We start from the raw sequence: 14625 nt of genomic DNA, 5'->3' as shown, positions 1-14625 counted from the left end.
TGCGGGGATGACCGACGGTTCCCGCCGCGCCCTGGACATGACCAAACTGCTCGCCGCCCGCTACCGGGCGGCGAGCGACCGGCCGTATCTGGCGTCGGCGTTGTACGCCCTGACCGTCGTCCCCAGCACGGAGCTGCGGACGATGGGGGTGGACCGGCACTGGCGCTGCTATGTGTCCCCCGACTTCGTCGACGCGACGCCGGTGCCCGAACTCGCGGGCGTCTGGGTGCACGAGGCGGCGCACCTGCTGCGCGACCACCACGGCCGGGCGGACCGGCTCCCCGCCGCCGCCCAGCGCGACCGGCACCGCGTCAACGTCGCGCAGGACTGCGAGATCAACGACGACCTCCTCGCCGACGGCCTGCGCCTGCCCGAGGGGCGCATGGAACCCCGCCTCTTCGGTCTCCCCGAGGGCCAGCTGTTCGAGGTGTACCTCGACCGGCTGCCACCGCAGGTGCGGACGCCGGACTGCGGATCGGGCGCCCACGGCCGTCCCGCGCCCTGGGAACTCCCCGAGTCCGCCGGCCCCGCGCGGCTCGGCGAGGTCGAGGCGCAGGCGCTGCGACGGCAGACCGCCGAGGCGATGCGCGCCCACCAGCGCACCCGTGGCACCCTGCCCGCGGGCTGGCAGCGCTGGGCCGAGGAGGTCCTGGAACCCACGGTGGACTGGCGGCGGGCACTGTCCGGCGCGGTCCGGGAAGCCGCCGCGTGGGCCGGCGGAGCCGTCGACTACACCTACCGCCGGCCCTCGCGCCGTACCCCGGCGCTGCGCGGGGTCGTCCTGCCGAGCCTGCGTCGCCCCCTGCCGCGGGTGGCCGTCGTCATCGACACCTCCGGTTCGATGGGGGAGGGCGAACTGGCCGTGGCGCTCGCGGAGGTGACGGGCGTTCTGCGCGAGGTGGGTGTACGGGGCAATCGCGTGACCGTGCTCGCCTGCGACGCCGACGTGCGGGCCGTCTCCCGGGTGGCGACCACCGAGCAGATCACCCTGGGCGGTGGCGGCGGCACGGACATGCGCGTCGGCATCGCGGCGGCGCTCGCGACACGCGACCGCCCGAACATCGTCGTCGTCCTCACGGACGGACTCACCCCCTGGCCCGACGAGAACCCGCCCTGCCGCCTCATCGCGGCGCTGATCGGCTCCGCCCCTCCGCAGCCCCCGAGCTGGGTGGAGACGGTGCGGATTCCCCCCGGCACGATCACGTGACCTGCTTCGTGCGGAACCGGAATCCGCGACGCGAGCGTGCGTTGAGTCCACAGGGTCCCCCGGACGGCACCGTTGCGCTCCTGGAGGGAGTCGAGGCCCACCGGGGCGATGCGGCAGTGACCCGGGCCCTGCCAGGTCTTCGCTGAACGGCACCCGGGCAGGCGTTTGTTAGGCTCCCCTTGCCTCCCGTGGGGGAAGTCCGGTGAGAGTCCGGCGCTGACCCGCAACGGTGTGCGCGGCGACCCGTCCGAGGGCCGTCGCGCGAGCCCGATCGCCTGCGGGGGCGTATCGACCCGCTGACTGCTCGCCGTGGACTGCGAGAGGGGACCGGGTGGCCGGCACGGCCGCGCGGGCTGTCTCCTGCTCGACGTCCAGCAGGCGGCCCGTGTGTGAAGGACGGCCCCTCCCGTGCGCCGAAGTACGGCTCCCAGCCGCATACCCGTGCTGCCGCTCAGCCTCGCGCTGGGACTGCTGCTCCTGCTGTCGCTCGCGTGCGGTGTCGGGCTCGGCGCCGCCGGGATCGGCTGGGCCGATGTGCTGCGCTTCCTGTGGGCAGGACTCACCGGCGCCACCGTGCACGAGCGGGACGCGGCCGCCTACACCATCGTCTGGGAGATCCGGCTGCCGCGCGTGCTGCTCGCCGCCGTGGTCGGCGCGGGACTCGCGGCCGTCGGTGTGGCCGTGCAGGCGATGGTCCGCAACGCGCTGGCCGACCCGTTCGTCCTGGGCATCTCCTCGGGCGCCGCGGTCGGTGCCAACGCCGTCATCCTCCTCGGCGCGTTCGCCGGGCTCGGGGTGTGGGCGCTGTCGGCCTCGGCGTTCGCCTCGGCACTCGCGGCCATGGCCCTGGTGTACACCGTGGCCCGCTCACCGCGGGGTCTGACGCCGCTGCGGCTGATCCTGACGGGTACGGCACTGGCGTACGGCTTCGAGGCCGTCACGACCGTCATGGTGTTCGGCGCGGCCAGGGGCGAGGCGGCCCGGTCGGCGATGATGTGGCTGCTGGGCAGCCTGGGCGGCGCCACCTGGGCCCAGGTGCCGCTCGCCGCGGTCACCGTGACGGCGGGCTGGGCCTGGCTGCGCCGGCGCGCCGAAGCCCTCGACGCGCTGGCGATGGGGGACGAGACCTCGGCCGCGCTCGGCGTCCGGCCCGCGCTGCTGCGCCGGGAGCTGTTCCTCGTCACCGCGGCCGTCACCGGCACCGTCGTCGCGGTCAGCGGGGCCATCGGATTCGTCGGACTGATGGTGCCGCACGTCGTACGGATGCTGGTCGGTGCCGGCCACCGACGGGTACTGACCGTGGCTCCGCTCGCGGGAGCCGTGCTGCTGGTGTGGGCGGACGTGGTGTCCCGACTGCTGTTCGCCCCGGCTGAACTGCCGGTCGGCGTGATCACCGCGGTGGTCGGGGTGCCCGCGTTCCTGCTGCTGATGCGGCGGGGCGGCTACGCGTTCGGAGGGCGTTGAGCATGCGGCTCGACATCGACGACGTCACGATCGAGGCGGCCGGCATCCGTCTGGTCGAACACATCCGGCTCACCGTGGACGACGGGGCGTTCGTCGGACTCGTCGGCCCCAACGGCAGCGGCAAATCGACCCTGCTGCGCTCCCTGTACCGGGCCCTGCGGCCGGCCGGCGGAACCGTACGCCTGGACGGCGAGGACCTGCACGCCATGAAGCCGCGAGCCACCGCCCGTGTGCTGGCCGCGCTGCCGCAGGAGTCCTCGGCCGAGTTCGACTTCACCGCCGCCGAAGTGGTCGCCATGGGAAGGCTGCCGCACCGGGGCCGCACGGCCGCCTCGGACCGGGACACCTGCGCTCGGGCGATGGAACGCACGGGCGTCAGCCACCTCGCCGACCGCGGGTTCCTCAGCCTGTCCGGCGGCGAGAGGCAGCGCGTCCTCATCGCCCGCGCCCTGGCCCAGCAGCCTCGGGTCCTGGTCCTCGACGAACCCACCAACCACCTCGACATCGCACACCAGTTGGACGTCCTGTCCCTGGTCCGCGACAGCGGCCTGACCGTACTGGCCGCGCTGCACGACCTCAACCTCGCCGCCGCCCACTGCGACGTCCTGTACGTCATCTCGGGCGGCCGGATCGTCGCCTCCGGGCCGCCCCACGACGTACTCCGGCCTCCGCTGCTGGCCGAGGTGTTCGGCGTCCGCGCCCATCCCGTCCGGCACCCCGAGACCGGCGCCGTCCAGCTCCTGTTCGACCTGCTTCCGCCCACCACCTGAAGGACGCCCATGCGCAAGCTCCTCGCCGCAGCCCTCTGCCTCGCCACGACCGCCACCGGCTGCGGCGCCACGGTCGAGTCGACCCGGGGCGCCCCGGCCCCGGCGGTCACCCTCACCAACTGCGGCCGCAAGGTGACGTACGACAGGGTTCCCGAGCGGGTCGTCACCAACGATGTCGGCATCACGGAACTGATGTTCGCCCTCGGCCTGGAGAAGCGCATGGCCGGCTTCGCCATGCCCGACGACAAGGGCGACCTGGACGGTGTGCCGTGGAAGGACGGCTACGACAAGGTGAAGTGGCTGTCGAAGGACCAGCTCACCAAGGAGAACGTCCTCGACGCCCGCGCCGACCTCGTCCTCGCCGGTTGGAACTACGGCTTCCGCGAGGACAGCGGCTTCACCCCCGACGCGCTGAGGAAACTCGGCATCCCCTCGTACATCCTCACCGAGTCCTGCCACAACGGCCGTACGAAGTCCTCGCGCGGCATCATGCCGCCCCTGGACGCCCTCTACGCCGACCTCACCAACCTCGGCAGGCTCTTCGGCGTCGAGAAGCGTGCCGCCGCGCTGATCGCCGACTTCAAGAAGCGGATCGCGGGAGTCCGGGCGAACGCGTCCGAGTCCGCCGCCCGCCCTGCGGTCTTCCTCTACGACAGCGGCCGGGACACGCCCTTCACCGCCGGCCGCTACGCGGCCCCGGAGCAGATCATCACCGAGGCCGGCGGCGTCAACGTCATGCACGACGTGGCGGACTCCTGGACCACCGTCGGCTGGGAGAGCGTCGTCGAGCGAGACCCGGACGTCATCGTCATCTGCGACTACGGAGACGTGAGCGCCCGGCAGAAGAAGGAGTTCCTCCTCTCCTACGCCCCGCTGCGCGGCGTCTCCGCCGTCAAGCACCGGCGGATCATCTCCCTGGACTACGCCGACCTGGTCGAGAGCCCCCGCAATCCCTCGGCCATCGCCCGGCTCGGCGCCTATCTGCGGACGGTGCCGGGCGACCGGTGACCCACCGGCTACCGGACCGTACTGCGCCCCACGACCGATCCGGCCCGGTCGATGCAGATGACGTCCACGGCGACCGGCGCTCCCCGCAGGACGGCCAGCGCCTCGTCGCGGGCCGCCCTCGCCACCAGGTCGCCGAGCGGTACTCCGGCGGCCTGGCAGGACTGGAGCGCGGCGAGACCGGTGTTGGCGGCGGCCACTTCGGCCACGAGCGTCTCGTCGGCGCCGCCGTGCCGGGCCAGTTCGGCGAGGAAACCCTTGTCGACCTGGGAGCGGCCGGAGTGCAGATCGAGATGGCCCACGGCGAGCTTGGAGATCTTGGCGAAGCCGCCGCAGATCGTGAGACGGTCCACCGGGTGCCGGCGGATGTACTTCAGCACCGCGCCCGCGAAGTCGCCCATGTCGAGCAGGGCGTCCTCGGGCAGACCGTACCGGGCGACGACCGTCTTCTCGGACGTCGACCCCGTGCACCCCGCCACATGGGTCCGCCCCGCCGCCCGGGCGACGTCCACGCCGCGGCGGATGGAATCGATCCACGCCGAGCAGGAGTACGGCACGACGATGCCCGTGGTGCCGAGGACGGACAGGCCCCCGAGGATCCCGAGCCGCGGGTTCCAGGTGGAGCGGGCGATCTCCTCACCGTGGTCGACGGACACGGTGATCTCCACGTCACCGCCGCCTCCGTGGCGTGCGGCGACCTCGGCGACGTGCTCGCTCATCATCCGCCGGGGGACGGGATTGACGGCCGCCTCACCGACGGGCAACGGAAGTCCGGGCCGGGTGACGGTCCCCACGCCGGGGCCCGCCCTGAAGACGACGCCACTGCCGGCGGGCAGCAGCCGGACCGTGGCCCGGACGAGCGCGCCGTGCGTGACGTCAGGATCGTCACCCGCGTCCTTCACCACTGCCGCCATCGCGGTTCCCCCGGTCAGCTCCTCGGCGGCCAGCGCGAACGACGGGGTCTGCCCCTTGGGTAGCGTGATCGTCACCGGGTCGGGAAACTCGCCGGTGAGCAGGGCGGTGTACGCGGCCGTCGTGGCCGCCGTCGCGCAGGAACCGGTGGTCCAGCCGGGCCGCAGGCCGGTGTGTTCCAACTGGGCGCGCCGACCGCCCTTCGCCCGGCCGGTACCCTGCGCCCCGCCCGCACCGCTCGCCTCGCCCACGCCTCGACCCTCACTGCTCCTCATGAACGGACCCGGACTCCCATGCACGTACTGATCCTCGGCGGCACCACGGAGGCCCGCCGGCTCGCCGGACTGCTGCACGGCACCCCCGGGCTGAAGCTGACCAGCTCCCTCGCCGGACGTGTCGCCGGCCCCCGGCTGCCCCCGGGCGAGACGCGTGTCGGCGGCTTCGGCGGGGCAGCGGGACTGGCGGCGTGGCTGCGCGAGCACACGATCGACGCGGTCGTCGACGCCACCCACCCCTTCGCCGGAACGATCAGCTTCAACGCCGTACAGGCCGCTGCTGCCACCCATGTTCCCCTGCTCGTCCTGCGCCGGCCCGGCTGGGTCCCCGTCGAGGGCGACCGGTGGCACGAGGTGGACTCGCTGGCGGCGGCGGCCCGGTCCCTGCCCGCACTCGGCCGGCGTGTCTTCCTGACCACCGGGCGCCTGGGCCTGGCCGCCTTCGCCGACCTGGACGACCTGTGGTTCCTCGTCCGGTCCGTCGACGCACCCGAGCCTCCGCACCCGTCCCGCATGGAGGTGCTGCTCGACCGTGGCCCCTTCACCCTCGAAGGCGAGCGCGAGCTGCTGCGCCGCCACCGCATCGACGTCGTCGTCACGAAGGACAGCGGCGGAGCGGCCACGGCGCCGAAACTGACCGCGGCCCGCGAGGCGGGGCTGCCCGTGGTCATGGTCCGCAGGCCACCGGTTCCCGAGGGTGTGCCCGTCGCCCCCGATCCCGAGAGCGGGGCGCGGTGGGTCCGGGAAACCCTCGGACAGGGTTCTTCTCCGGACCGCTGACCCGGGGGACGCGCCTGCGTCACGCCCACGGCCGGCTGCCGGGACGGTCGGTCGTCCCCGTCCTGCCGGGTGGACCAGCGGTTCCTCGGCGAGGTCGGCGCGGATGTGCCTCGCCGCGACGGAGCGGACGACGGAACGGCCGTGCCGGGCGCCGCGGACCGCGACCACGTGGGTCTGGGCCATGCCCCGACCGCTCGCACGGACATGAGGTAGGGGTCACCGGGACCCGGGACCGGCCCCGTACGGCTTGTCGTTCACTCTTCCTCGCTCGCGATGGCGTTGAGCGCTGCCGCGGCGATGGCGCTGCCCCCGCGGCGGCCCCGCACCACCAGGTGCTCCAGGCCCGACGGATGCGCGGCCAGGGCCTCCTTGGACTCGGCCGCGCCGACGAAGCCGACCGGGACGCCGATGACGGCGGCGGGCCGGGGAGCACCCTCCTCGATCATCTCCAGCAGGCGGAAGAGAGCGGTGGGCGCATTGCCCACGGCGACCACCGCGCCCTCCAGCCGGTCGCGCCACAACTCCAGCGCGGCGGCGCTCCGTGTGGTCCCCATCCTCGCGGCCAGCTCGGGGACTGCCGGGTCGGACAGCGTGCAGAGCACGTCGTTGCCGGCGGGCAGCCGCTTGCGGGTCACGCCGCTGGCCACCATCTGCACGTCGCAGAAGATCGGGGCGCCGGAGCGCAGGGCCGCGCGGGCGCGGGCCACCACCGCCGGCGTGTGGACCAGGTCGTGGACGAGGTCGACCATTCCGCAGGCGTGGATCATGCGTACCGCGACCTGGCTGACGTCGGCGGGCAGACCCGTGAGGTCCGCTTCGGCGCGGATGGTGGCGAAGGACTGGCGGTAGATCGCCGCCCCGTCCTTCTCGTAGACGTGGGGGGTCACGGTGCTCTTCTCGCTGCTCTCGGTCGTCTTACGGTTCATGAGGGGGTGTCACGGCCCCGGTGGCCCGGCTCGCCCGCCGACGCGGGGCGTCCGGACACCCGCCACCCGCCCTCCGGACCGCGCGGCCGTCCCCGGGCAGGCGTCACCGCGGTCACGTGCGGCCCGGGGTGATCGAGGAGAGGTCGCCGTGGGCATGGCGGTGAGCATACCCATGATCACGAGAGAGGTACGTTCCGCGCTCTCCGCACAGCCCTTGCCGCGCTCCGCGGCGGACCCTCCGCTCCGCGTCCGTGCCGACGGAGGCTCGCAACCGACGCCGTGGCGCCCGGATCCCGGGCCGTGGACTTCCCCGACACCCCCGGCGCGACAGGGGGGAGGGGTCCTAGGTCCAAGGCCTGATCGCGAGGTACCGTTCTTGCTGTTAGCGTGCAGCTGCATACAACTCGCAATAACGTCGGAGGACGTTGACATGGCGCTTTACACGCTCCCGGAACTCCCCTACGACTACGCGGCGCTCGCGCCCGTGATCAGCCCGGAGATCATCGAGCTGCACCACGACAAGCACCACGCCGCCTACGTGAAGGGGGCGAACGACACGATCGAGCAGCTCGCCGAGGCGCGGGACAAGGAGTCGTGGGGCTCGATCAACGGGCTGGAGAAGAACCTGGCCTTCCACCTCTCCGGGCACATCCTGCACAGCATCTACTGGCAGAACATGACCGGCCCGAAGGACGGCGGCGGCGAGCCCCTGGCCCAGGACGGCGTCGGCGACCTGGCGGACGCCATCACCGAGTCCTTCGGCTCCTTCGCCGGCTTCAAGGCCCAGCTGTCCAAGGCCGCGGCCACCACCCAGGGCTCGGGGTGGGGGGTCCTCGCCTACGAGCCGCTGAGCGGCCGCCTGATCGTGGAGCAGGTCTACGACCACCAGGGCAACGTCGGCCAGGGCTCCACCCCCGTCCTGGTCTTCGACGCCTGGGAGCACGCCTTCTACCTCCAGTACAAGAACCAGAAGGTGGACTTCATCGAGGCCATGTGGGCCGTCGTCAACTGGCAGGACGTGGCCAAGCGCTACGCCGCCGCCAAGGAGCGCGGCGACAGCCTGCTGCTCAAGCCGTGAGGCCGTAGCACACCCGAGCGCGTCCTGCCTCGTGACCGTCTTCTCACCTCTCACGGGCGGACAGCGCGGCGGAAGGCTCCCGCGAGGACGTCCTCGCGGGAGCCTTCCGCCCCGCCGGGACACGCACGGACCGCTGCCCCGCATGTGAGGGGCGCCATACGAGTCCCGCGGAACTGGACCCTCCCCGGCCCCGACTCCTGAAGCGGTACGGATCGATCCGAGCGACTCCGTACGACGTGATCTGGAGACGCGGTTGATGGACGAGTCCTGGCAATCCTCCTTCGGCGCGGGAGCCGTGCTGCGGAAGCTGATGCCTCCGCCCGCCCTGTGCGGCTTCCTCCTTCTGCTGGCCCTGGTGTTCACGGTGTCGTACGCCGTGGGAGCCGCCGCCGGTCCCGTGGCGCCCGGCGTGCACGGCACCGGCACGAGCCGGGGTGACGGCGATCCCGGCGGGGGCGGCGACATGGGGGACATGCACGGGGCGGGTCACTGATGGGCGCGGACACCACGCTCGACCTGGTGACGACCGATCTCACCGTCGGCGGAATGACCTGCGCGGCCTGCGTGCGACGGGTCGAGAAGAAGCTCGCCGGGCTGGACGGGGTGACGGCCAGCGTCAATCTGGCCACGGGACGGGCCCGGGTCAGTCATCCGGCGCGGATCAGTCCCGCGGAACTCGTCGCGACGGTGGAGCAGGCCGGCTACACGGCCGCGCTGCCCGAACCGCCCAGGAAGCTGCGGCCCGGGGCCGGCGGCGCAACCGAGGCCACGCGGCGGGAGCGGGACCGGCTCCTGGTCACGGCCCTGCTCGCGGTGCCGGTGCTCGTGCTGTCCATGACGCCCGCCCTGCAGTTCCGCAACTGGCAGTGGCTGTGCTTCGCGCTGGCCGCGCCGGTCGCCGTATGGGGTGCGTGGCCGTTCCACGAGCGGGCGGCACGCGGGCTGCGGCACTCGGCGGCGACCATGGACACCCTGGTGTCACTGGGCGTGGTGGCCTCGTTCTCCTGGTCGGCGTACGCCCTGTTCCTCGGAGGCGCCGGAGAGCCGGGGACGCGGATGCCCTTCTCGCTCGTCCCGTCGGCCTCGGACGGCGCCGCGCACCTCTATCTCGAAGCAGCCGTCGGCGTGCCGTTGTTCGTCCTGGCCGGGCGGTTCCTGGAGGCCCGCGCCCGGCGCGGCACGGGCGCGGCCCTCGAAGCGCTGGCGCAACTCGTGGTCAAAGAGGTGACGGTCCGCGAAGACGGCTCCGAACGGCTCCTGCCCGTCGAGCAGCTGACCGCCGGGCAGATCTTCGTCGTACGGCCCGGAGAACGGGTGGCCACCGACGGCGAAGTGGTCGAGGGCAGTTCCGCGGTGGACATGTCCCTGGTCACCGGGGAGAGCGAGCCGGCCGAGGTCGGGCCGGGCTCGGCGGTGGTCGGCGGGGCCGTCAACGCCGGCGGGCTGCTGCTGGTCGAGGCCACGGCCGTCGGAGCCGACACACGGCTCGCCCGGATCACCCGCCTGGTGACCGAGGCACAGGCCGGCAAGGCACGCGCGCAGCGGCTGGCCGACACCGTGGCGGGATTCTTCGTCCCCGTCGTGCTGACACTGGCCGTCACGGCGCTCGGGTTCTGGCTCGGTGCCGGAGCGGAACCGCAGGCCGCCGTCACGGCGTGCGTGGCCGTCCTGGTGGTGGCCTGTCCCTGCGCGCTGGGCCTGGCGACGCCGACCGCGCTGATGGCCGCGACCGGGCGGGGGGCCCAGCTGGGTGTCCTCGTCAGTGGCCCGCAGGCGCTGGAGGGGCTGCGGCACATCGACACGGTCGTGCTCGACAAGACCGGCACGCTCACTTCGGGCCACATGACCGTCGCCCGGGTCACGGTCGTTCCCGGCGGCCTGGGGACGGAGGCGGTGCTGCGGCTGGCCGGCGCGGTCGAGCGGGCGTCCGAACACCCGCTGGGCCGGGCCGTCACCGCATACGCGCAACGAGTGGCGGCCGGCCGGCCGTTGCCGGAGGTGAGCGAGTTCGGCGCGCGGCCGGGCCGGGGAGTACGCGGCCGGGTCGAGGGGCGACTCGTGGAGATCCTCGCGCCGGACGGCGACCTGCCCCCGGTCCTCTCGGACGCCGTGCTCGTGGCCGACGGTGCCGCGCACACACCCGTCGTGGTCCGTGTGGACGGGGTGGCCGAGGCCCTGATCGAGGTCGGCGACGTCGTACGCCCCGGCAGCTACCGGGCCGTGGACCGGCTGCGGCGCCTCGGCGTGCGACCGGTGCTCGCCACGGGCGACCGGAAGGCGCCCGCGCGGGCCGTGGCATCGGCCCTGGGCATCGACGAGGTGCACGCCCGCTGCGCCCCCGAGGACAAGGCCGGCCTCGTACGGGACCTTCAGGAGCACGGACACCGGGTCGCGGTCATCGGCGACGGAGTCAACGACGCCGCCGCGCTCGCCGGCGCCGACCTCGGCATCGCCATGGGCAGCGGCACCGACGTGGCCATCGGGGCGGCCGATGTGACACTGGTGCGCGGCGACATCGAAGCCCTGGCGGACGCGGTCCGGCTCGCGCGGCGCACGCTGGGCACCATCCGCGCCAACCTCCTGTGGGCCTTCGGCTACAACGTCGTCACCGTGCCGCTCGCCATGGTCGGCCTGCTCACCCCGATGCTCGCCGCGGCCGCCATGTCGGCCAGTTCGCTGCTGGTGGTCGGCAACAGCCTGCGGCTGCGCGCCTGGCGACCCACGCCCGCCCGGAGGCGCACGCGATGACCACGCGCAACCCCTGGCGGCCGTCGCGCCGCCGACTCACCGACACCCTGCTCGCCGCTGTCGCCCCCGTGGCCGCGTGCGGTCTCGCGCTGGGCGGGCTGACGACCTGGGCGGGGTCGGGCAAGGCGGGCAGCCCGCCGAGGATCGCCGTCTCGTCCGGACGGGTCCTCCTGCCGTACGGCGACAGCACGGAGACCGCCGCGTTCTTCGACGTCGCCAATCACGGCGGGGCGGACGACCGGCTGATCGAGGTGACCTCGTCCGCCACGCGAGGCGGGATCGGGCTCAGCCGCCACCGCGTCACCGCCGGCGGAGCCGCCTACAAAGCGGACGTGACCTCGGCCGCCGTACCGGCGGGCGGCCGGCTGGCCATGTCCCCGCACGGCGTGGACGTCGTCCTGCGGGCCGGGGCCGGCTGGCAGGCGGGCGACCTCGTGCCCTTCACCCTCCGCTTCGAACGCAGCGCGCCGGTCGAGACGTTCGCGGTGGTGGTCCGCCCCGGCGGCCGAGCCGCCTGATCAGGTGCCGACGTCGTAGCCCGCCGGATCCTTGAGGGGCGCGCCGCCGTGATCCCGGAGCACGGGCTCGGGAACGAGTGCGGTGGCCGGGGGATGTCCGTACCCACCCACGACGACCGAAGCCCGGATGCGAGGAGGAGGCGCCATGACGGCAGGGCGGTGTGCCCGCACGACACGGGCCGCGGTGTTCGCGGCCATGTGCGTGCTGCTCGCCGCCCTGGGCCACGTCCTGATGTCCGGCAGTGACGTCCCCGCGTGGGCGCCGGCCGCCGGATTCGCCGTGACCGCTGCCGCGGGCTGGTGCCTGGCGGGGCGGGAGCGCGGGCTGCCGTTGATCGTGACGGCCGTGGTCGTCGCCCAGACGGCGCTGCACGAGGCTTTCTCCTACGCCCAGTCGACGTCCGCCGCGTCGACGTCCGTCCAGTCGACGTCCGCCGCGTCCGCGGGCTCGGCCGCGACGGACGTGGGCGGCACGCACAGGGGCGGCATGGGTTCCATGGACATGGGCTCGACGGGGAGGGGTGCCCTGGACATGGGCTCCACGCCCACGCAGCACCTCAGCGCGGGCCACATGAGCCACACGGGGCACATGGGGGACTTGGGGGACTTGGGGCACTCCATGGACGGCGGCATGTCGTCGCTCGGCATGCTCGCCGCCCACCTGCTCGCCGCGGTGCTGTGCGGGCTGTGGCTGGCCCACGGGGAGAAGGCCGCGTTCCGTGTCCTGCGGACCGCGGCCGGATGGCTGGCCGCCCCGCTGCGGCTGCTGCTGGCCCCGCCCGCCACCCCGGACCGCCCGCGCGTCCCCACGCGGCGGTGCCGCTCGGACCGGGCGCCGCGTCTTCTCCTCCTCGTCCACGCGATCACTTCTCGGGGGCCGCCCGCGGAAACCGCTGTCGCCTGACGACAGCTGGATTCCCGAGGCCGCCCGACTGCGCCTCGGGTCACGGCCGTACGACCGCACCGGCGTGGTGACGCCACGGCGACGTGGGGCCGACTTCCCACTTCACCGGACCGGCGGCGCCTTGTCGCGCCCCGGCCCGGACCACGGTTGACCCGAGAAGGACACCACGTGACTACCTCTGCCCTGCCCACGTCGCGCGCAAAGAGCGGCATTACGGCAGCCCCCGACGACTCGATCACCGCATGGGCGCTGGCCGCCCGGGGCGGTGACACGGACGCGGTCGAGCACTTCGTGGGCGCCCTGCACCGAGACGTCCAGCGCTATGTCGCCCATCTGTGCGGCGACCCCCAGGCGGCGGACGATCTGGCCCAGGACACGTTCCTGCGCGCGCTCGGCAGCCTGCACCGGTTCGAGGGGCGCTCCTCGGCCCGGGCGTGGCTGCTCTCCATCGCCCGCCGCGCGGTGATCGACAGCTACCGCTACGCCGCCGCCCGCCCGCGTCTGTCGGACGTACCGGACTGGCAGGTGGCCGTCGAACTCGCCCAGCCGTGCGACCTGCCCGGCTTCGACGACGGCATCGCACTGCTGGATCTGCTGGCCTCGCTGCCCGTCGATCGGCGGGAGGCGTTCGTCCTCACGCAACTGCTCGGCCTGCCCTACGCGGAGGCGGCCGAGGTCAGCGACTGCCCGATCGGTACGGTCCGCTCCCGCGTGGCCCGAGCCCGCGCGACCCTGATGGACCTGCTGGACCAGGCGGAACGCCCCGCCGCCGTGGCGGCCTGAGGCCCCGGGAGGGTGCCGGTGCCGAGAGGAGGCACTCCGCGCCTGCCGTGGATCCCGCCGCTCCGCTGCCAGCAGGAATGCTCCCGAGCCGTGCCGCCGACTGCCCGGGAACTCGGACGGTGTCCGGTCCGACTTCTGGAGCGGGTGACGGACGTTCGCCCGCGTACCGAGTGATTCCGGGAGTTCTTCAGATGCGTTCTCGTAGGTGGGGCGGCACGGCGGCCGTCGTCCTGGGCGGCCTGCTGGTGACGGGCTGCGGCGGCGGGGAGAAGGGCTCGGACGGGAGCGGGGGGCAGGCCGGGAGGAACCCGGTGTCCGTCACCGACTGCATGGGCACCAGGACCACCTTCTCCGGCACCCCGAAGAGGATCGTCACCAGCAACGCCTCCGGCCTGGAGCTGCTGCTGCGCCTCGGCGCCGGGGACAAGGTGGCCGGCACGGGCTTCCCGCCCGGCAAGGGGACCCTGCCCGGCGGGCTGGACGCGCAGGCCCGGAAGGTCGAGGTGCTCAGCCGGACGGTGATCCCGAAGGAGAAGCTGCTCGGCTCCGGCGCCGACCTGTACCTCGACACGTTCGCCTCCATGGGGAGCATGGGCGGGGGCGGCGCGGGGGACGCGCCCACGGCGGAGGAGTTCGAGGCGGCCGGCATCAAGCACATCTACCTGAAGTCCACCGCCTGCGCCGCACAGGGCAAGAGCCCGGTGACCGACCTGTCCGCCGTCGAGGACGACATCACCACCCTCGGCGCGGTCACCGGCACGAGCGCGCGGGCGAAGGAACTCGTCACCGGGATGAAGGACAAGGTGGGCGCGGTCCGGAAGGCGATCGGCGGAACGGCGCCGAGCGCGCGGCCCACGTACTTCTTCTTCGACTACGACGCCGGCACGAAGCAGCCCAGCGTCACCTGCAACCGCCAGATCGCCCACGCCGTGATCACCCTGGCCGGTGCCCGCAACGTCTTCGGCGACTGCGACGGAGACTTCCGGCAGGTCGGCTGGGAGGACGTCCTCGCCAAGAACCCGGACTGGATCCAGCTCGGAGTCCGCGACCGGGGCAGCGAGGCGGCGAACAAGAAGGCGTTCGACGAGGCCGAGCAGTGGCTGAGGTCCAACCCCGCCACCAAGGGGCTGAAGGCGGTCGAGAAGGGCCACTTCCTGCGCATCGGCTCCGAGCAGACCACCATCGCCGGGGTCCGGAACGCCGACACCGTCGAGGAGATCGCCAAGACCCTCTACCCGGGCAAGGTCGGCTGATC

14 protein-coding genes are annotated in these 14625 nt (G+C 73.4%); 12 read left to right on the top strand and 2 right to left on the bottom strand.

All coding sequences use genetic code 11. The annotated features are described in order from the left end of the window. The first annotated feature begins 7 nt into the window (after positions 1–7). From ACZ7KF_RS30475 to ACZ7KF_RS30460, 4 genes are all read left to right on the top strand, one after another. Complete coding sequence (locus ACZ7KF_RS30475; protein WP_471081990.1) at positions 8–1207, top strand: vWA domain-containing protein; 1200 nt, start codon at positions 8–10, stop codon at positions 1205–1207. Between the two features lie 408 nt (positions 1208–1615). Further along, a complete protein-coding gene (locus ACZ7KF_RS30470) occupies positions 1616–2671 on the top strand; it encodes a FecCD family ABC transporter permease (RefSeq protein ID WP_471081987.1) in 1056 nt (351 codons plus the stop codon). A 2-nt stretch (positions 2672–2673) separates the two neighbouring features. Beyond that, complete coding sequence (locus ACZ7KF_RS30465) at positions 2674–3441, top strand: ABC transporter ATP-binding protein (RefSeq protein WP_471081984.1); 768 nt, start codon at positions 2674–2676, stop codon at positions 3439–3441. Between the two features lie 9 nt (positions 3442–3450). Next, on the top strand, positions 3451–4449 hold the full coding sequence (locus tag ACZ7KF_RS30460) for an ABC transporter substrate-binding protein (protein WP_471081981.1): 999 nt from the start codon (positions 3451–3453) through the stop codon (positions 4447–4449). A gap of 8 nt (positions 4450–4457) precedes the next feature. On the opposite strand, the gene ACZ7KF_RS30455 is transcribed toward ACZ7KF_RS30460, so the two are convergent. Next, positions 4458–5609: a cobalt-precorrin-5B (C(1))-methyltransferase gene (locus tag ACZ7KF_RS30455; RefSeq protein ID WP_471081978.1), complete on the bottom strand. Its 1152-nt coding sequence runs from the start codon at positions 5607–5609 to the stop codon at positions 4458–4460. A 42-nt stretch (positions 5610–5651) separates the two neighbouring features. On the opposite strand from ACZ7KF_RS30455, the gene ACZ7KF_RS30450 reads away from it, so the two are divergent. Then, positions 5652–6413: a cobalt-precorrin-6A reductase gene (locus ACZ7KF_RS30450; protein WP_471081975.1), complete on the top strand. Its 762-nt coding sequence runs from the start codon at positions 5652–5654 to the stop codon at positions 6411–6413. 254 nt (positions 6414–6667) lie between these two features. Here the strand turns inward: ACZ7KF_RS30450 and ACZ7KF_RS30445 are convergent, their stop codons facing one another. Next, complete coding sequence (locus ACZ7KF_RS30445) at positions 6668–7339, bottom strand: precorrin-8X methylmutase (protein WP_471081972.1); 672 nt, start codon at positions 7337–7339, stop codon at positions 6668–6670. A gap of 430 nt (positions 7340–7769) precedes the next feature. Here ACZ7KF_RS30445 and ACZ7KF_RS30440 point away from each other — a divergent pair, with 430 nt between their 5' ends. The 7 genes from ACZ7KF_RS30440 (at position 7770) to ACZ7KF_RS30410 (ending at position 14623) form a co-directional block, all read left to right on the top strand. Continuing rightward, positions 7770–8417, top strand: a complete 648-nt coding sequence (locus ACZ7KF_RS30440) for a superoxide dismutase (protein ID WP_471081969.1) — start codon at positions 7770–7772, stop codon at positions 8415–8417. 256 nt (positions 8418–8673) lie between these two features. Continuing rightward, positions 8674–8910 (top strand): hypothetical protein, encoded by a 237-nt coding sequence (locus ACZ7KF_RS30435; RefSeq protein WP_471081966.1) that lies wholly within the window; start codon positions 8674–8676, stop codon positions 8908–8910. Next, positions 8910–11165, top strand: coding sequence for a heavy metal translocating P-type ATPase (locus ACZ7KF_RS30430; RefSeq protein ID WP_471081963.1), 2256 nt, complete (start codon positions 8910–8912; stop codon positions 11163–11165). Before ACZ7KF_RS30435 ends, ACZ7KF_RS30430 begins: the two co-directional genes overlap by 1 nt. Then, on the top strand, positions 11162–11683 hold the full coding sequence (locus tag ACZ7KF_RS30425; RefSeq protein WP_471081960.1) for a copper chaperone PCu(A)C: 522 nt from the start codon (positions 11162–11164) through the stop codon (positions 11681–11683). The genes ACZ7KF_RS30430 and ACZ7KF_RS30425 overlap by 4 nt, the downstream gene beginning before the upstream one ends. Before the next feature lie 145 nt (positions 11684–11828). Then, positions 11829–12587 carry a hypothetical protein gene (locus tag ACZ7KF_RS30420; protein WP_471081957.1) on the top strand — a complete coding sequence of 253 codons (759 nt, stop codon included), beginning with the start codon at positions 11829–11831 and terminating at the stop codon, positions 12585–12587. A gap of 168 nt (positions 12588–12755) precedes the next feature. Then, complete coding sequence (locus ACZ7KF_RS30415; protein WP_471081954.1) at positions 12756–13370, top strand: sigma-70 family RNA polymerase sigma factor; 615 nt, start codon at positions 12756–12758, stop codon at positions 13368–13370. 191 nt (positions 13371–13561) lie between these two features. Continuing rightward, entirely contained in the window at positions 13562–14623 is a 1062-nt protein-coding gene (locus tag ACZ7KF_RS30410) for an ABC transporter substrate-binding protein (RefSeq protein ID WP_471081951.1), read from the top strand. Positions 14624–14625 lie beyond the last annotated feature (2 nt).

This window comes from Streptomyces sp. NPDC038200 (assembly GCF_055600785.1).
The sequence above is the reverse complement of the archived record's forward strand: the minus strand, read 5'-3'. Positions and strand labels throughout refer to the sequence as shown.